The 19,540-nt window shown below is 37.3% G+C and carries 16 protein-coding genes; 13 read left to right on the plus strand and 3 right to left on the minus strand.

Annotated features, from left to right (window positions below; all coding sequences use genetic code 11):
- Window positions 1-18: 18 nt before the first annotated feature.
- The 4 genes from purD to SPD45_RS12345 all read left to right on the plus strand — a co-directional run bounded on the left by purD (window position 19) and on the right by SPD45_RS12345 (window position 4,562).
- The gene (purD, locus tag SPD45_RS12330; RefSeq protein ID WP_336268075.1) at window positions 19-1,269 is read left to right on the plus strand and encodes a phosphoribosylamine--glycine ligase; all 1,251 of its coding nucleotides are present in this window, start codon (window positions 19-21) and stop codon (window positions 1,267-1,269) included.
- Window positions 1,270-1,479: 210 nt separating this feature from the next.
- Complete coding sequence (locus tag SPD45_RS12335) at window positions 1,480-3,222, plus strand: adenine deaminase C-terminal domain-containing protein (protein WP_336268076.1); 1,743 nt, start codon at window positions 1,480-1,482, stop codon at window positions 3,220-3,222.
- Between the two features lie 24 nt (window positions 3,223-3,246).
- Window positions 3,247-4,263 carry a DUF3048 domain-containing protein gene (locus SPD45_RS12340; protein WP_336268077.1) on the plus strand — a complete coding sequence of 339 codons (1,017 nt, stop codon included), beginning with the start codon at window positions 3,247-3,249 and terminating at the stop codon, window positions 4,261-4,263.
- 11 nt (window positions 4,264-4,274) lie between these two features.
- Window positions 4,275-4,562: a YerC/YecD family TrpR-related protein gene (locus tag SPD45_RS12345; RefSeq protein WP_336268078.1), complete on the plus strand. Its 288-nt coding sequence runs from the start codon at window positions 4,275-4,277 to the stop codon at window positions 4,560-4,562.
- A 218-nt stretch (window positions 4,563-4,780) separates the two neighbouring features.
- Here SPD45_RS12345 and SPD45_RS12350 read toward each other — a convergent pair whose 3' ends face one another.
- From SPD45_RS12350 to SPD45_RS12360, 3 genes are read right to left on the minus strand one after another with little or no spacing between them, the layout of a single operon-like run.
- Window positions 4,781-5,221 (minus strand): hypothetical protein, encoded by a 441-nt coding sequence (locus SPD45_RS12350; RefSeq protein ID WP_336268079.1) that lies wholly within the window; start codon window positions 5,219-5,221, stop codon window positions 4,781-4,783.
- 21 nt (window positions 5,222-5,242) lie between these two features.
- Window positions 5,243-5,578, minus strand: a complete 336-nt coding sequence (locus tag SPD45_RS12355) for a hypothetical protein (RefSeq protein ID WP_336268080.1) — start codon at window positions 5,576-5,578, stop codon at window positions 5,243-5,245.
- 21 nt (window positions 5,579-5,599) lie between these two features.
- On the minus strand, window positions 5,600-5,758 hold the full coding sequence (locus SPD45_RS12360) for a hypothetical protein (protein ID WP_336268081.1): 159 nt from the start codon (window positions 5,756-5,758) through the stop codon (window positions 5,600-5,602).
- Between the two features lie 264 nt (window positions 5,759-6,022).
- On the opposite strand from SPD45_RS12360, the gene SPD45_RS12365 reads away from it, so the two are divergent.
- The 9 genes from SPD45_RS12365 to gatB all read left to right on the plus strand — a co-directional run bounded on the left by SPD45_RS12365 (window position 6,023) and on the right by gatB (window position 19,421).
- On the plus strand, window positions 6,023-6,712 hold the full coding sequence (locus tag SPD45_RS12365; protein WP_336268082.1) for a heptaprenylglyceryl phosphate synthase: 690 nt from the start codon (window positions 6,023-6,025) through the stop codon (window positions 6,710-6,712).
- Between the two features lie 9 nt (window positions 6,713-6,721).
- Window positions 6,722-8,932 (plus strand): DNA helicase PcrA, encoded by a 2,211-nt coding sequence (gene pcrA, locus SPD45_RS12370; protein ID WP_336268118.1) that lies wholly within the window; start codon window positions 6,722-6,724, stop codon window positions 8,930-8,932.
- A 13-nt stretch (window positions 8,933-8,945) separates the two neighbouring features.
- On the plus strand, window positions 8,946-10,955 hold the full coding sequence (gene ligA / locus SPD45_RS12375) for an NAD-dependent DNA ligase LigA (RefSeq protein ID WP_336268083.1): 2,010 nt from the start codon (window positions 8,946-8,948) through the stop codon (window positions 10,953-10,955).
- 3 nt (window positions 10,956-10,958) lie between these two features.
- The gene (locus SPD45_RS12380; protein WP_336268084.1) at window positions 10,959-12,086 is read left to right on the plus strand and encodes a CamS family sex pheromone protein; all 1,128 of its coding nucleotides are present in this window, start codon (window positions 10,959-10,961) and stop codon (window positions 12,084-12,086) included.
- 156 nt (window positions 12,087-12,242) lie between these two features.
- Window positions 12,243-13,796 carry an L-glutamate gamma-semialdehyde dehydrogenase gene (pruA, locus tag SPD45_RS12385; protein ID WP_336268085.1) on the plus strand — a complete coding sequence of 518 codons (1,554 nt, stop codon included), beginning with the start codon at window positions 12,243-12,245 and terminating at the stop codon, window positions 13,794-13,796.
- A gap of 721 nt (window positions 13,797-14,517) precedes the next feature.
- Window positions 14,518-16,008 (plus strand): sodium/proline symporter PutP, encoded by a 1,491-nt coding sequence (gene putP / locus SPD45_RS12390; RefSeq protein WP_336268086.1) that lies wholly within the window; start codon window positions 14,518-14,520, stop codon window positions 16,006-16,008.
- Window positions 16,009-16,220: 212 nt separating this feature from the next.
- Window positions 16,221-16,511 carry an Asp-tRNA(Asn)/Glu-tRNA(Gln) amidotransferase subunit GatC gene (gatC, locus tag SPD45_RS12395; protein ID WP_336268087.1) on the plus strand — a complete coding sequence of 97 codons (291 nt, stop codon included), beginning with the start codon at window positions 16,221-16,223 and terminating at the stop codon, window positions 16,509-16,511.
- A gap of 13 nt (window positions 16,512-16,524) precedes the next feature.
- The gene (gene gatA, locus SPD45_RS12400; protein ID WP_336268088.1) at window positions 16,525-17,997 is read left to right on the plus strand and encodes an Asp-tRNA(Asn)/Glu-tRNA(Gln) amidotransferase subunit GatA; all 1,473 of its coding nucleotides are present in this window, start codon (window positions 16,525-16,527) and stop codon (window positions 17,995-17,997) included.
- Entirely contained in the window at window positions 17,994-19,421 is a 1,428-nt protein-coding gene (gatB, locus tag SPD45_RS12405) for an Asp-tRNA(Asn)/Glu-tRNA(Gln) amidotransferase subunit GatB (protein ID WP_336268089.1), read from the plus strand. Before gatA ends, gatB begins: the two co-directional genes overlap by 4 nt.
- The last annotated feature ends 119 nt before the right edge of the window (window positions 19,422-19,540 follow it).

Here is a 19,540-nt window from a genome sequence, read left to right on the forward strand (position 1 = left end):
AAAAGGATGGATACATTCATGAAAATTTTAGTTGTCGGTCGTGGTGGCCGTGAGCATAGTGTCATTATGCATTTAGAAAAAAGTGAGCTCGTAACAGAAATATATGCAGCGCCTGGAAATGCTGGTATTGAACAACATGCAACATGTGTACCTATCGATGAAATGGATATTGATCGTCTTGTAGATTTTGCAAAAGAAAACGATATTGATTTAACAGTCGTTGGTCCGGAAAACCCGTTAAATTATGGAATTGCAAATGCGTTTAAAGAAGCGGGATTGCGTATTTTTGCTCCGATAAAAGAAGCGGCAGTTTTAGAAGGAAGTAAAGATTTTGCTAAACAATTTATGATGAATTATGGAATTCCTACAGCAGCATATGAAACTTTTACTGATGCGGAAAGTGCACGTAAATATGTCGAAGAAAAAGGTGCACCAATCGTAATTAAAGCGGACGGTCTTGCAGAAGGTAAAGGTGTCATTGTTGCAACAACTGATAAAATGGCTTTAGATGCGATTGATAAATTAATGATCGATGATGCATTCAGTGGAGCAGGAAAAAAAGTTGTAATTGAGGAGTTTTTAGAAGGCCGTGAATTTTCATTAATTGCCTTCGTCCATGAAAATAATGTATTTCCAATGATTGCAGCCCGTGACCATAAACGTGCATATGATAATGATGAAGGGCCAAACACAGGTGGAATGGGTGTGTTTGCACCAGTTCCGGATGTAACAGAGGAAATCGTACAATATACGACAGAAAACGTATTACAAAAAGCAGCAGATGGTTTAATGAAAGAGGGTAGACCATTTACTGGAATTTTATATGCTGGATTAATGCAGACGGCAGAAGGAACGAAAGTCATTGAGTTTAACACTCGTTTCGGCGATCCAGAAACACAAGTTGTATTACCTCTATTAGAAAATGATTTAGTACAAGTTATCATCGATGTGATGGACGGAAAAGACCCTCAATTAACATGGAAAGATGAAGCATGTGTCGGGGTAGTCGTAGCATCGAAAGGGTATCCGAATGCATACGATAAAGGGATGAAATTACCTACATTTCCTGATGTGGATGATACGTTTATCGTTCAAGCTGGGACGAAGCGTACAGAAGAAGGACTTGTTTCAAATGGTGGACGTGTCCTATTAGTCGGTGGAGTTGGAATGGACTTAGAAGATGCGAGAAAACATGCTTATGAAAGTTTAAAAGTATTCGATGGGTCAGACAACTTCTTTTTCCGTACAGATATCGGTGTACAAAAGTAATAAAAAGCGAATGTAAGGTGGACAGCAAGTGCCGATCATGGTGCTTGCTGTTTTTCTATGGATAACGTGTCAAGAATGAATAAATTTTGTGCGGTTTATTTTATATAGTACTTATTTTTATAAAATTGCAAAATACATATTCATTTAATAAAGATGGTGGATGTATGCTAAAATAGAAGTATCTTATTTTGTTAAATAGGAGCGTTGCGTATGTTAGAACAAGGACAGTTTTGGAGAAATAAAGATTTACGAAAGCATGTAGCAATTATTGACGGAAAAGTTGCCCCGACAATCGTGTTGAAAAATGGCACATATTTAAATGTGTTTACTGATGAATGGGTAACAGCAAATATATGGATTTATCATGAACGAATCGTTTATGTCGGAGATGAGATGCCGAAATTATTAGACGATACGGAAATTGTCAATTGTACAGGACAATATTTGGTGCCAGGCTATATTGAACCACATGCGCATCCATATCAGCTTTTTAATCCTGAAAGCCTCGTACAACATGTAGGGGAATTTGGAACGACGACATTGATCAACGACAACTTACGTCTATTGACTTTATACGATAAAAAGAAAGCGTTTTCGATAATAGAAAATTTTCAAAAAATTCCTGTATCGATGCTTTGGTGGGCTCGCTTTGATTCACAATCTATGTTGCGTAATGAAGAAGCGATATTTAATACGAATGATATATTGTCTTGGTTATCACACCCAGCGATTGTTCAAGGTGGAGAATTAACGTCATGGCCAAGATTAATCGATGGAGATGACCGTTTATTATACTGGATTCAAGAGGCAAAAAGAATACATAAACGGGTGGAAGGACATTTTCCAGGTGCTTCCGAAAAAACATTAACAAAGTTACAATTACTTGGTGTTAACGGTGACCATGAGTCCATGAATGGGGAAGATGTACTGAAACGACTTCAACTTGGATATCATGCAGCATTACGTCACTCTTCTATCCGACCTGATTTAGAAAATATTTTGCAACAGTTATTGGAAAAAGGATTGAAAAACTTCGATGCATTGTTTTTTACGACAGATGGTTCAACACCAAGTTATACGGAATATGGTATGATGAACATATGTATTGATATTGCATTAAAGCAAGGTATACCAATTATAGATGCATACAAAATGGCATCTTTCAATATTGCAAAATATTATCGAATGGACGAAACGTTTGGCAGTATTACACCTGGGCGATTAGCACATATAAATATTTTATACGAAGAAACAGATCCGACTCCATTATCTGTTTTGGCAAAAGGTACATGGCTTGTAAAAGATGGAAAAGAAGTCGAACAAGCGACACAAATTCCATGGGAGCAATATGAAACAGATAAGCCTTTTTTAAAAATGGAACTAACGGAAGAAGATTTACAATTTTCTATTCCAGTTGGATTAAAATTAATAAATAATGTGATTACGAATCCATATGCGGTTGGTATTGATATTACAGGTGCTCAGTTACCGACAAATACGGCAGATGCATTTTTAGTGTTATTAGATCGTCATGGAAAATGGCGCGTAAATTCTGTCATACATGGATTTACTGAAAAGCTAGGTGGTTTATGTAGTTCATACTCTACGACAAATGATATTTTGTTAATTGGAAAGAAAAAAATTGACATGAAATTAGCGTTTGATCGGATGCAAGAAATCGGTGGTGGAATTGTACTGGCACATGATGGAGAAATTATTTTTGAATTGCCGTTAACAATAGAAGGAGTAATGTCTGTAGAAAAGATGGAAAAAGTTATTCAAGCAGATAAAACACTTACTAAATTGTTGCAAGAAGCGGGTTTTCCATATGATGATCCAGTATTTACATTATTCTTTTTATCATCGACACATTTGCCATATATTAGAATTACACCAGAAGGGATAATCGATGTCATAAAACGTGATATAATAGTTCCAGCTAATATGCGTTAAGTACCGTTTGTTTTAGGAGGAAATATGAGAAAAGTCAAAATTAGTATAGTGCTATGCATCGTTATGCTTGTCATGATAGCATGTTCAAAAAACAATGAAGAAGTGATTAACGAAACAGAAGAAGTTCATGTGTATCCATTTACTGGATTAGAAACGAATGAAGATGTAAACCACCGTGCCGTTGCGGTAATGGTAAGTAATCAGGTACAAGCACGGCCACAATCTGGTTTAACGAAAGCAGATATCGTGTATGAGATGTTAACAGAAGGAAATATTACACGATTCATGGCGATTTACCATAGTGACAAACCAGAGGTCGTCGGTCCAATTCGAAGTGCAAGAGAATATTTTGTTGATCTTGCAAACGATATGGATGCTGTTTATATTTATTCTGGAGCTGCAAATTTTGTAAATGACTTAATAGATGAAAAAGGGATAGAACATATTGAGGCAGATCAATATGCAGCAGATGGGGCACCTTTTTTAAGAGAGACATTTAGAAAGTCACCTCATAATTTGTATATGAAATTTTCGGAACTTCCAGCTTTTCTGAAAAAAGAAGAAGTGGACATGGATGTCACACATAAGCCTTTATCATTTTTGGATGATGATACAGAAATCGAAGGAGAAGAAGCAAATTATGTGAAAATTTCTTACTATAAGTCTGACCCGATTGTAGAATACACGTATGATGAAAAGACAGAGAAATATTCACGTTATAATGATGGGGAAATTACAGATGAATTAGAATCGGAAATCCCGATTGAAATTGATAACTTGCTCGTCGTTGAAGCAGAGCATGAAGTGATTGATAAAGAATTACGTCGTTCCATTAATCTTCATTCAGGTGGGAAAGGCTATTTATTCCAACGTGGAAAAGTTCAAGAAGTAGAATGGAAAAATCAAGATGGCAATATCGTGCCGATGATCGATGGGGAAGTTGTTCCTTTTGTGACAGGGAAAACTTGGGTAAATGTCGTACAAACAGAACCTGAAAAAGGTGTAAAGGAACAAGTCCATTATAGTAATGATGGAAAATAGGAGGCGACTATATGCAAATTGATAAATTAAGAGGAAAACAGTTAGATCAATTGTTTGAAGCTATATTAACATTGGAATCAAAGGAAGATTGTTATCGCTTCTTTGATGATGTTGCAACAATTAATGAAATCCAATCATTAGCACAACGATTACAAGTCGCAAAAATGCTTCACGATGGTAGTACGTATAACGCAATTGAGCAAGAAACAAAGGCTTCGACTGCAACCATTTCTCGTGTAAGAAGATGTCTAGAATATGGCAGTGGTGGATATGAACAAGTGTTATCTAAAATGAAATAATATGTTAAAGGTTGGGACAAGTAAACGATAGTTATGAGGCGTTTTATTTCTGTTCCAATCTTTTTGTTTATAACTATTGTTTTGTTGTAAATAATAGAAATTAAAAAGCAACTTCGTAATTTTATTATGAAAGAGTGCTTTTTTTTATGTTAAGAAGTATATGTATGCCGAAGATTAATTGTGTTGGAGCTAAACGACCAAATGCTAAACAGATGCAATCATTCACTGAATAGATACAACTCTGCGTTAATCAGAAGCGATCCTGCACCGAACAGATGCAATCTTGCGTTAAACAGATTCGATCCTGCACCGAACAGATGCAACCCTGCGCGAAACAGATGCGATCCTGCACCGAACAGATGCAACCCTGCGCGAAACAGATGCGATCCAGCACCGAACAGATGCAACTCTACGCGAAACAGATTCGATCCAGCACCGAACAGATGCAACCCTGCGCGAAACAGATGCGATCCAGCACGAAACGGATGCAACCCTACGCGAAACAGAAGCGATCCAGCACGAAACAGATGCAACTCTGCGTTAAACAGATTCGATCCAGCACGAAACAGATGCAACCCTACGCGAAACAGAAGCGATCCTGCACCGAACAGATGCAACCCTGCGCGAAACAGAAGCGATCCAGCACCGAACAGATGCAACCCTGCGCGAAACAGATGCGATCATGCACCGAACAGATGCAACCCTGCGCGAAACAGATTCGATCCAGCACGAAACGGATGCAACCCTGCGTTAAACAGATGCGATCCTGCACGAAACAGATGCAACTCTACGCGAAACAGATTCGATCCAGCACGAAACGGATGCAACTCTGCGTTAAACAGATTCGATCCAGCACGAAACAGATGCAACCCTGCGCGAAACAGATTCGATCCTGCACCGAACAGATGCGATCCAGCACCGAACAGATGCAACCCTGCGCGAAACAGATGCAACCCTGCGCGAAACAGATGCAACCCTGCGCGAAACAGAAGCGATCCAGCACCGAACAGATGCAACCCTGCGCGAAACAGATGCGATCATGCACCGAACAGATGCAACCCTGCGCGAAACAGATTCGATCCAGCACGAAACGGATGCAACCCTGCGTTAAACAGATGCAACTCTACGCGAAACAGAAGCGATCCAGCACGAAACAGATGCAACCTTGTACTAAACGAAGCATTTACTCGAACCAATGAGCACGCATAAGTATTTGTCTAGTTATTTTTTAAAAGAATAAATCGCATAACTGTAAGGTTGAGTTTGAAAATGATACATGCGAAATTTCAATAGAGATATACGAAAGGGATATTTGTTAAAATCTTTACACATTAGGAGAATTTGACGACAAAATGATGGTAGTAGTTCAATTTTATAAAAAAACATCCATTTTACTAAATTCATCGTTCTTTATTTGTTATAATAAATCAATGGATAAATGACGGTTGGAGGAAAAAACATTGAATTATGAAATTGAAAAATGGGAACATGTTTTTAAACTAGATCCAGCAAAAGAAATTACAGATGAACAATTAGAACAATTATGTGAATCAGGCACAGATGCAATCATTATCGGAGGAACAGATAATATTACATTAGATAATGTGTTAGATTTACTTTATAGGGTACGTCAATACGCATTGCCGTGCATATTAGAAGTGTCAGAAATGGACGCCATTACACCGGGATTTGACTTTTACTTTATTCCAATGGTATTAAATAGTACGGAGAAAAAATGGGTAGTAGATATGCATCATGAAGCAGTGAAAGATTATCGTGAATTGATGAATTGGGATGAAGTTCGAATGGAAGGGTATTGCATTATGAACGAAGAAGCGAAAGCATACAAAAAAACGAACTGTTCTATGCCAACGGAAGAGGACGTTATTAGTTATGCATATATGGCCGAACATATGTATCATCTACCAATCTTCTATGTAGAATATAGTGGAACGTATGGAAATCCATCACTTATTGAAAAAGTAAGTAGAGAATTGAATGAGACGACATTATTTTATGGTGGTGGGATTACGACGAAAGAACAAGCGAAGGAAATGAAGGAACATGCAGATGTGATCGTTGTAGGCAATAGTATTTATACACATTTCAAAGATGCATTAAAAACTGTAGCAGCGGTGAAAAATAGATAAAAGAGGTGAATATGTGTGTCAGTTTTACAATTATTGAACGGATTAAATAAAGAACAACAAGAAGCGGTAAAACATACAGAAGGTCCATTGCTCGTTATGGCAGGGGCTGGAAGTGGGAAAACGCGTGTGTTAACACATCGAATTGCTTATTTAATAGAAGAAAAAGATGTGGCACCACATAATATATTAGCAATTACATTTACGAATAAAGCGGCACGAGAGATGAAAGAACGTGTAGAACAATTAGTCGGGAAAGAAGGAGAGTCGATGTGGGTATCGACATTCCACTCGATGTGTGTGCGAATTTTACGTAGAGATATTGAACGAATTGGTTATGATCGTAATTTTATCATTATTGATAGTAGTGACCAGCTTACAGTAATGAAACAAATTTTGAAAAACTTAAATATCGATCCAAAGCAGTATGATCCAAGAGCGATGATTCATCACATTAGTAATGCAAAAAATGAACTTATTACACCAGAAATGTATGAAAAAGAAGCATTTTCCTATTATGATCAACAAGTGGCGAAAATTTATATTGCTTATCAAAAAATGCTTCGTAAAAACCAAGCACTCGATTTTGATGATTTAATTATGCAAACTATCCATCTGTTTCAACGGGTTCCAGAAGTGCTCGCTTATTACCAAAGACGTTTTCAATATATTCATGTGGACGAGTATCAAGATACGAACCATGCACAATATAAGTTAGTAAAGCAGTTGGCGAGCAGATTTCAAAACTTATGTGTTGTTGGGGACTCTGACCAATCGATTTATCGTTGGCGTGGGGCAGATATTACGAATATTTTATCGTTTGAAAAAGATTATCCAAATGCAAAAGTTATTCTTTTGGAACAAAATTATCGTTCGACAAAATCGATTTTGGATGCTGCAAATAAAGTCATTGAACGCAATAAAAGTCGCAAACCGAAAAATTTATGGACGAATAATGCGGAAGGAAAGAAAATTACGTATTATCAAGGACATACAGAACGTCATGAAGCGATGTATATAACGGAAAAAATTCAAGATTTGTTTTATGATGAAAAGTATCGACCGGCAGATATTGCTATTTTATATCGAACGAATGCTCAATCGCGTGCGATGGAGGATACGTTAATGAAGGCGAATATTGCGTATCAAATGATTGGTGGATTACGTTTCTATGATCGTAAAGAAATTAAAGATATTATTGCTTATTTACGACTCATTACAAATCCAGAAGATGATATTAGTTTTGAACGTGTCATTAATACGCCGAAGCGTGGGATTGGTGCAACGTCTGTAGAGCGTCTCCGTGCTTATGCATTGGAACATGACATTTCACTTTTTCAAGCAGTAAAAGAAATTGAACAGACGAATGTACCAAAACGTGCAGCACAAGCGATGTATAAATTTATGCAAGACATCGAAAACTTAGTGCAACAACAAGCGTTTTTAGGTGCGACAGACATGGTTGATCAAGTTTTAGAAGTAACTTCGTATGAGGAAATGTTACGTGCAGAGAATACAATCGAAGCGAAAAGCCGTATAGAAAACATTGAAGAATTCAAAACGGTAACACAAGATTTTGAAAAGGTAAATGAAGATGCCTCTTTAGTAAACTTTTTAACAGACTTGGCACTTATTTCAGATATTGACAATATGGATGAAGTAGAAGAAATGGAGAAAATTACGCTAATGACATTACATTCAGCGAAAGGACTTGAATTCCCTGTCGTCTTTTTAATCGGAATGGAAGAGAATTTATTTCCACATAGTAGATCTTTAGACGATGATGAGGAGATGGAAGAAGAACGCCGCTTGGCATATGTTGGAATTACACGAGCAGAGGAACAGTTGTTTTTAACGAATGCAAAAATGCGTACTCTATATGGGCGCACACAATACAACCCTGTGAGCCGATTCATCCAAGAAATTCCGACAGATTTATTGGAAGGATATGAACGTGTTGAACAGTCGATGTTTGGTAGTATATCCTCTACTAAAACAACTGCAGTTAAACCACCTCGTCAAAAGGCAAAGAAATTAGCGACAACAGGTGCAGAAAGTGTCGGATGGAAAGCTGGAGATAAAGTAGAACATGCGAAATGGGGAGTTGGCACGGTCGTAAAAGTAACTAATAGCGGGGATGATACGGAATTGGATATCGCATTCCAAGCACCTGCTGGAATTAAACGACTTTTAGCAAAATTTGCGCCGATTAAGAAACAATAAAGGTGTTGAAATAATGGGAAAACAACAAATAAAAGAAAAGATGAATAAAATCATCGAAAAATTAAATAAATATGCGCATGAATATTATGTGCTTGATGAACCATCTGTTCCGGATGCGGAGTATGATCGTCTTTTCCATGAGCTTTTGCAATTGGAAACAGACTATCCTGATTTAGTGGATAAACATTCACCAACAAAACGTGTTGGTGCAGAGCCACTTGATAATTTCGAAAAAGTGGAACATGAAGTACCAATGTTAAGTTTAGGTAACTCGTTTGATGCAGTAGAATTACGTGATTTCCATCGACGAGTTTCGACTGGCTTAGGAAAAGAACAAGTCACATATGTGTGTGAATTAAAGATTGATGGATTAGCGATTAGCCTAATGTATGAAGATGGTAAATTTGTTCGCGGTGCTACTCGCGGTGACGGAACGGTTGGAGAAAATATTACGAGTAATTTGCGGACGATTCGCAGTGTTCCTTTATCCATTGATGAAAAACGAACAATTGAAGTGCGTGGAGAAGCATTTATGCCGAAACGTTCTTTTATGGCTTTAAATGAAACACGTGAAAAAGAGGGAGAGGCATTGTTTGCGAACCCTCGAAATGCTGCAGCTGGTTCATTACGACAATTAGATCCGAAAATTGCTGCTTCACGAAATTTAGATTTATTTCTTTTCGGATATGGTGCCTGGGAAGTAACTGAAATTACGAAACATAGTGAACGATTAGCTTATTTACAGTCGGAAGGATTTAAAATAAATAAAGAGTTTAAAGTATGTCATTCGATTGAAGAAGTGATTGAGTATGTGGAGTATTGGACAGAACATCGAAATGAATTACCTTATGAAATTGATGGGATTGTTATTAAGGTAGATGATTTAGAAGATCAAGAACGTTTAGGGTATACAGCTAGAACGCCTCGTTGGGCAACGGCGTATAAGTTTCCAGCGACAGAAGCGGTTACAAAAATGATCGATGTGGAGTTAAGTGTTGGTCGTACAGGTGTTGTAACACCAACAGCAGTATTGGAGCCTGTTTTTATTGATGGTTCTACGGTTAGCCGTGCAACTCTTCACAATAAAGATCAAATTGACGCATTAGACATTCGAATCGGTGACACTGTTATATTGAAGAAGGCAGGGGATATTATTCCCAAAGTCGTGCGTGTTATTGCAGAGGAACGAACGGGGGATGAGGAGCCGTATGAAATGCCTGAAACATGCCCAGCATGTGATTCAGAGCTTGTTCACCTAGATGAAGAGGTAGCACTTCGTTGTATGAATCCTAGTTGTCCAGCACAATTACGTGAAGGACTGATTCATTTTGCTTCAAGAGATGCGATGAACATTGATGGATTGGGAGAAAAAGTAATCGAGCAACTTTTTAATGAACAATTAGTGACATCGATTGATGATTTATATCGCTTAACAAAAGAAGATTTATTACCATTGGAAAGAATGGGTGAAAAATCGGCAACTAATTTAATCGATGCTATTGAAGCGTCGAAAGAGAACGGGTTAGATAAATTATTATTCGGTTTAGGTATTCGTCATATTGGTGCAAAAGCTGCGAGAATTTTGGCTGAAACATTCCATACGATGGATCGGATTCAACATGCAACATATGAGGAGTTAATAGAAGTGGACGAAATTGGGGAAAAAATGGCAGATGCGATCGTGCAATATTTTTCCCAGGAGGAAGTACAACAACTAATTTCGACATTAAAGGAATTAGGGCTAAACATGACATTTGCACATGTAGCAGAAGCAACATTAGATGAAGCAGTTTTCATGAATAAAACCGTCGTTTTAACTGGGAAATTAGAACGTTTCACCCGACGTGACGCAAAAGATTTCATTGAAGCAAATGGTGGTAAAGTAACGAGTAGCGTGAGTAAAAATACAGATTTAGTCATTGCTGGAGAAGCTGCAGGATCTAAATATGATAAAGCAGTTGAACTAGGGATTGAAGTATGGGATGAAGATCGCCTAGATGATGAAATGAAAAAAGGAGTGTAAACAATGAAACGATTAGCGATTATATTAAGTTGTGTACTCCTATTTTTAGCTAGTTGTAGTAGTAAAAAAGAAGAAGATATTGTGCAACCAGATAATGAGGGAGAACAAGAAATTTCTGTCATTCCAAATTATTCATTATCTGAAAATCAATATAAAATAATGTTGCCATACAGACCGAGTGCAGCACGTGGGGCGATCACAAACCAAATTTCTAACCGTGTCGACATAAATGAGTTGGAAGAGGGATTACGTCGCCATTCAACAGACATGTTTGATCCGAAGAAATATGTGTTTGAAGAAGGGCAATATTTAAGCACGGAAGCTGTATATGATTTAATCGATTCTCTAAATCCAAAGGTAAAAGAAAAAAAGAAAAAAGAAGATAAAATTAAAGAACATCGAAAAAATCCACGTGTCTTTTCACATGTATTAGAGCAAAACTTTTTAGAGAGAAAAGATAATCGTGTTGAATTAGTCGGTGTATCGATTGGAATTTCGTTAAAATCGGTATATAAGTTCCAAACAGAAGTTGGTGGACCAGACTATTATGAAGATATTTCGAAAGATGAAATGTTAAAAGAAGGTAAAAAAATTGCCGAAAAAGTTTTAGCCGAAGTTCGTGAACAAGTGTATGATCAGGAAGGTATTGAAGATATCCCAGTCATGATTGCCTTATTTAGGGAAGAGGAGCAATCTTCTCCAGTACCAGGTAGTTTTGTAGCAAAAACAGAGGTAAAACAGGGTGATAAAAAGATTGGAAAATGGGAAACCTTGGACGAAGAGCATGTCATGTTCCCATCAAATAAAGCGAAAGATAAATACTATGAAGACTATCAAAAGTTCAAAGAGTTTAGTGATAAGTTAGAAGAATATTTCCCGAATTATGTAGGAATTGTTGGGAATGGGTTTTATGTGAAGAAAAACTTAAATCGTATGTCAGTTGATGTTCCGATTGAGTTTTATGGACAAGGAGAGGTTGTCGGTTTTACACAGTATGCTTATGGATTAGTGAAGGAAATTTTTCCAAATCATTATGATTTTGAGCTTGAAGTAACGTCAGCAGATGGAGTAGAAAGTGTGATTTTCCGTCAAGCTGGTGACGAAGAGCCGACAGTACACATTTTTAATTAATAGGATGATTCCATGCAGTGAATTACATTGCATGGAATTTTTTATATAAACGACCGTTGAAAGCGCTTTACATTATGTTTATACTAATAGTATAGAAAAATTATGTGGGGAATAGTTTTCACGTAATGTTACTCACAAATAAAGGAGGAATTCTTTATGGTAGTATCTTACAAACATGAACCTTTCACAGATTTTACAGTAGAAGAGAATAGACGTGCAATGGAAGAGGCCATTGAATATGTAACAACACAATTAGGTGAAACGTATCCATTAATTATTGATGGAGAACGTATTATGACGGAAGAAAAAATCATTTCTGTTAACCCTGCAAATCGGGAGGAAATTGTTGGATTTGTCGCAAAATCAAATAAGCAATTAGCAGAACGTGCAATGCAAGTGGCAGATAAAACATTTGAAACGTGGCGTTCTTCTGATCCGAAATTTCGTGCGGATATTTTATTTAAAGCAGCGGCAATTATTCGGAAAAGAAAACATGAATTTAGTGCGTTATTAATAAAAGAAGGTGGAAAGCCTTGGAATGAAGCTGATGCGGATACAGCGGAGGCAATTGATTTTTTAGAGTATTACGGAAGACAAATGTTGGCGTTAAAAGATGGAATATCTGTAGAAAGTAGACCGATTGAATATAATCAATTTCATTATATTCCTCTAGGAGTCGGTGTTGTTATTTCACCTTGGAATTTTTTATTTGCGATCATGGCTGGAACAACTGCGGCTGCAATGGTTACTGGGAATACAGTTTTATTAAAGCCTGCAAGTGCAACGCCAGTTATTGCATACAAATTTATGGAAGTATTGGAAGAGGCTGGGTTGCCAAAAGGTGTGATTAATTATATTCCTGGACCCGGTGGAGAAGTAGGAGATTATTTAGTAGACCACCCGCGTACACGTTTTATTAGTTTTACAGGTTCGCGTGAGGTTGGGACGAGGATTTTCCAACGTGCAGGCATAGTGCATGAGGATAAAGGGCAAAAATGGCTAAAGCGAACGATTATTGAAATGGGTGGAAAAGATACAATTGTTGTGGATAAAGATGCAGACTTACAATTGGCAGCTGATTCCATCGTGAAATCTGCCTTCGGTTTTTCAGGGCAAAAATGTTCTGCCTGTTCGCGTGCGGTGATTCATCAAGATGTGTATGAAGAAGTGAAGAAACGTGTCGTTACCTTAGCGAAAGAAACGCGTGCAGGTGACCCGGCTACAAATGAATATTTTACAGGTCCTGTGATTGATGAAGCAGCATATAAAAAAATAATGAGTTATATTGATTTAGGAAAGAGTGAAGGATCACTTGCAGCTGGAGGTAGCGGAAATTCAGAGGTAGGTTGGTTTATTGAGCCGACGGTGTTTGTTGATGTCGATCCCGAAGCGAGAATTATGCAAGAAGAAATTTTCGGACCAGTCGTTGCCTTAACAAGTGCAAAAGATTTTACAGAAGCAATTGAGATTGCGAATAATACGGATTACGGATTAACTGGTGCGGTTATTACAAATAATCGTGCTCATATAGAACAAGCTCGTCGTGACTTCCATGTTGGAAATTTATATTTTAATCGTGGTTGTACTGGCGCAATTGTTGGGTATCAACCTTTTGGTGGCTTCAATATGTCTGGAACAGATTCCAAAGCTGGAGGGCCAGATTATTTAATTCACCATATGCAAGGTAAAACGACGTCTGAAATGTTTTAATTTGCACTATTGTATAGGACAAGGGAATTTAGCACAGTTTGTCGCTAAATTCCCTTTTGTTTTGATTGTTTGGGTTGGTGGTTGCATGTGAATTTCGTTTATTGCATCTGATTTTGCATTTGTTGCATCCGAATTTCGTTTATTGCATCTGATTTTGTGTTTGTTGCATCCGAATTTCGTTTATTGCATCTGATTTTGCGTTTGTTGCATCCGAATTTCGTTTATTGCATCTGATTTTGCATTTGTTGCATCCGAATTTCGTTTATTGCATCTGATTTTGCGTTTGTTGCATCCGAATTTCGTTTATCGCATCTGTTTTCGCGTTTGTTGCATCCGAATTTTGTATATTGCATCTGTTTTCGTGTTTGTTGCATCCGAATTTCGTTTATTGCATCTGTTTTCGCGTTTGTTGCATCCGAATTTCGCTTATTGCATCTGTTATCGTGTTTGTTGCATCCGAATTTCGTTTATTGCATCTGTTTTCGTGTTTGTTGCATCCGAATTTTGTATATTGCATCTGTTTTCGCGTTCATTGCATCCAAATTCCGTTTATTGCATCTGTTTAGTGTGTTGTCACATCCACCCATCCTTAAGTCAATAAAAAAGCAAATTATTTCAAATGAATTTATTTTTCCGTATAATGCTATCATGTGTACAATAAATTTTTTCATAAAAATGTGCATACATATACTATAATTAAAAATTTAAAAGGAGGAATGAAATGGCTTCGGAACATATATTTCAATTAATTGCGATTGTCCTTTATATGATTGCGATGTTAGTAATAGGTTGGTATGCATTCAGAAGAACGAGTAATTTAACGGATTATATGCTAGGTGGTAGATCACTCGGTCCAGCAGTAACGGCTTTAAGTGCTGGGGCAGCAGATATGTCTGGTTGGTTACTAATGGGGCTTCCAGGTGCTATTTATGCCACTGGTTTAGTGGAAGCGTGGCTTGCGATTGGACTCACAATCGGTGCATATTTAAACTGGATTTTCGTTGCGCCGAGATTAAGAATGTATACACAAGTGTCAAATAACTCCATTACAATCCCTAGTTATTTAGAAAATAGGTTAAAAGATTCAACGCGTATTCTTCGTGTTGCTTCAGGAATTATCATCTTAATATTCTTCACATTTTACGTATCTTCAGGAATGGTTGCAGGGGGCGTCTTTTTTGAAAGTTCATTTGGATTATCCTACCATACAGGATTGATTATCGTCTCCATTGTTGTAGTTTCCTATACGTTATTTGGAGGGTTTTTAGCAGTAAGTTATACGGACTTCGTGCAAGGGTTAATTATGTTTTTAGCGTTGATCCTCGTGCCGGTATTTGGGATTTTCCTTACGGGAGGATTTACGGAAACGGTTCAATCTATTGAGGCGGTTGATCCGAATCGATTAAGTTTATGGAAAGGTGCTACAATATTAGGGGTTATTTCATCATTAGCTTGGGGGCTCGGTTATTTTGGGCAACCACATATTATTGTGCGCTTTATGGCGATAAAAACGGTAAAAGAAACGAAAGAAGCGCGTCGAATTGGTATTGGTTGGATGGCGCTTAGTTTAATCGGTGCCATGTGTACAGCTTTAATAGGGATTGCATATTTCCAGCAAAATCCTCAATTAAAGCTGACAGATCCTGAAGCAATTTTTATTGAATTGGGGCAAATTATTTTCCATCCGTTTATCGCAGGTATTATGTTGGCGGCAATTTTAGCAGCAGTAATGAGTACGATTTCCTCGCAATTAATTGTGACTTCATCAGCACTTATTGAGGACTTATATAAAGCGATTATTAAAAGTGATGCCAAAGATAAAACATATGTACTCCTTGGGCGTATCTCCGTCCTATTTGTATCTCTCATTGCATTAGGTTTTGCTTGGGGGAAAACAGATACGATTTTAAAGCTCGTCTCCTTCGCATGGGCGGGATTTGGAGCCTCATTTGGACCAATCATTTTGCTTACACTTTATTGGAGGAAAATTACGAACATCGGTGCACTTAGTGGGATGATTGTTGGTGCGATTACAGTATTAATTTGGGGCATGACTCCAGTACTTACAGATACATTGTATGAAATTGTACCAGGATTTTTATTAAATTTATTCATAACAATCATCGTTAGTAAAGCGACATATAAAGAAAACACTACGATCGAAGCTGAATTTGATGAAACGATTACATTGCTAAAAAAAGAACGTTCATAAAAGAGAAAGTCCATTCGATTTTTTGTAAAGAGATCGAATGGCTTTTTTTCGTGGAAAATACGTCAAAAACAGTGCGAATAGTTGCGAAAACAGTTGTGTTTCTGCTATTATCAAGAGTGTTGTACTCTTTATTTTATAAATGAAAACGAAGCCGAATATGGAGCAAAATCGTGACACATATAAAGAGTTTATATATTTGGAGGTGAACCAAAATGGCAAATATTACAAAAGAAGATATTTTAAGAACTGCTGACTTAGTACGTTTAGAATTAACGGATGAAGAAGCGGCAATGTACAGTGAACAAATTACAGAAATTATTACCTTTACGGAAAAAATTAATGAAATAAATACAGACGGTGTAAAACCGACGACAAACGGAAATGCGACGACGAATGTTCTACGTAAAGACGAACCAGTCGTATGGGAAAATCGAGAAAAAGCATTGGAAAATGCACCAGAATTGGAAGAACGTCAAATCAAAGTTCCATCAATCATGGACTAAAGGAGGGCAAAACGTGAGTTTACATAATTATACGATTAAGCAAGTAGAACAAATGTTACAAAACGAGGAAATTAGTGCAACAGAGTTAGCGCAACTTTCTCTTGATCAAATTAAAGCTGTAGACGGTGATGTACAAGCATTTTTACAAGTATCAGAAGAAATAGCTTTAGAAAAAGCGGCAAAGATCGATGAAACGAAAGCTTATGATAAAAAATTAAGTGCAATTCCAGCAGGGATTAAAGATAATATTGCAATGAACGGTTTAAACTTAACATGTGCAAGTAAAATGCTAGAAAACTTCGACCCATTATATGATGCAACAGTCATACAAAAATTGTCTACAGAAGATGCATTATTTATGGGGAAATTAAACATGGACGAATTTGCGATGGGTTCATCCACAGAGTCATCTGCATTTAAGAAAACTCGTAATCCATGGAATTTAAATCATGTACCAGGTGGTTCAAGTGGTGGTTCGGCAGCAGCAGTTGCAGCGGGAGAAGTCATGTTTTCTTTAGGAACTGACACTGGTGGATCAATCCGTCAACCGGCGGCATTTTGTGGTATCGTTGGTATGAAGCCTACATACGGATTAGTATCTCGCTTTGGAGCAGTTGCAATGGCACCATCATTAGATCAAATTGGTCCAATGACACGTACAGTTGAAGATAACGCACGAGTATTAGAAGTAATTGCCGGTCATGATAAAAATGATATGACAAGCAGTAAAGAACAAGTTCCAGCATATGCTGAAAATTTAACAAGTGAATTAAAAGGTTTAAAAATTGCAGTACCGAAGCAATTTTTAGGTGAAGGTGTATCAGAAGAAGTAAAAGAATCTGTTGAAAATGCATTAAAAATGTATGAACTATTAGGTGCAACAGTAGAAGAAGTAAACTTACCACATTTAGCGTATGCGGATGCAGTTTACTACATTATTGCAAATGCAGAGGTATCTTCAAGTTTAGCGCGCTTTGACGGTGTTCGTTTTGGTCATCGTTCAGAGAAAGCGACAGATATGATCGATATGTTTAAGAAATCACGTACAGAAGGTTTCGGGGAAGAGGCGAAACGTCGAATCTTAACAGGTTCAACTATATTAAGTGGTCGGGATAACTTTAACGAAGCATACTTCCGTAAAGCACAAAAAGTACGTACGTTAATTGCAAACGACTTTAAAGCGGCTTTTGAACATTATGATGTTATTGTCGGCCCAACGGCTCCGACAGCTGCATTTGAGTTTGACTCAGTTGTAAAGGATCCATTAACAATGTATATGAGTGATATGTTAACAGTACCTGTAAACTTAGCTGGATTACCAGCAATTTCTGTTCCAAGTGGTTACACGGAAGAAGGTTTACCTTTAGGATTACAAATTATCGGAAAGCATTTTGATGAACAAACGATTTATCGTGTTGCATATGCATATGAACAGGCGACAAATCATCATAAAAAGCGTCCAAGCTTAGGGGGTGCGGAGGCATGAAATTCGAAACAGTAGTTGGATTAGAAGTACACGTAGAATTAAAAACAAACACAAAAATTTTCTCCTCAAGCCCGAACGCATTTGGAGAAGCACCAAACACAAATATTAACCCGAAGGACTTAGGGTATCCTGGGACATTGCCAGTTTTAAACGAAGAAGCTGTTAACTTCGGAATGAAAGCTTCGATGGCATTAAATTGTGATATCGCATCGGAAACAGTATTTGACCGTAAACACTATTTCTATCCAGATAACCCGGCAGCATACCAAATCTCACAAGACGCTCAACCAATTGGGGAAAATGGTTGGATTGAGATTGAAGTGAATGGGGAAAAGAAAAAAATCGGTATCGAACGTATTCATTTAGAAGAAGATGCTGGTAAATTAACACACGGACTAGATGGTTCTTTAGTCGATTACAACCGCCAAGGAACACCATTAATTGAAATTGTATCAGAACCAGATATCCGTTCACCTGAAGAAGCATATGCTTATTTAGAAAAATTAAAATCGATTATTCAATATACAGGAGTATCGGATGTACGGATGGAAGAAGGTTCATTACGTTGTGATGCGAACATTTCATTACGACCAGTTGGACAAAAAGAATTTGGTACAAAAACAGAGTTAAAGAACTTAAACTCATTCGCATTCGTTCGTGCTGGATTAGAATATGAAGAAAAACGTCAAGCAAAAGTTTTATCAGAAGGTGGCGTCATTCAACAAGAAACACGTCGTTACGATGAAAAAACGAAAAAGACGATTTTAATGCGTGTAAAAGATAGTGCTGATGACTATCGTTTCCTACCAGATCCTGACATTGTCCCACTATTTATTAGTGATGAATGGAAGGAAGAGATTCGTAAACAAATTCCTGAACTACCAGACGCTCGTAAAAAACGCTATGTAGAGGAGTTAGGTTTACCAGCATATGATGCCGGCGTATTAACGGCAACGATTCAAATGGCTGATTTCTTTGAGAAAACAGTTGAATTAGGTGCAGATGCAAAACAAGCTTCTAACTGGATGATGGGGGATCTTTCCGCTTATATGAATAAGCATTTAAAAGAATTACAAGATCTTGCTATTACACCAGAAGGATTGGCTAAAATGATTCAATTAATTAAAGATGGAACTATTTCATCAAAAATTGGAAAGGACATTTTCCTAGAATTAATTGAAAATGGTGGAGATCCTGAAGTGATCGTAAAAGAAAAAGGGTTAGCACAAATTTCTGATGAGGGTCAACTTCGTGACATTATTTTAGAAGTATTAGCGAATAATGAACAATCGGTTGCTGACTATAAAGACGGTAAAGGAAAAGCGCTTGGATTCTTGGTCGGTCAAACGATGAAAGCAACAAAAGGACAAGCAAACCCACCATTAGTTAACAAAATTTTAAAAGAAGAATTAGATAAACAGTAATTACATTACTATCGATATTTAGGAAAACACGGACATTATGTTACGAAGTTGTTGTGAAACGTCATCGTCGAATCTTGTTCGTGTTTCCTTTTTATTGTTTTGCTCTAATTTGAGGAGGT

Source organism: Pseudogracilibacillus sp. SO10305 (genome assembly GCF_037072005.1).
Lineage (GTDB): Bacteria > Bacillota > Bacilli > Bacillales > Amphibacillaceae > Pseudogracilibacillus > Pseudogracilibacillus intestinigallinarum.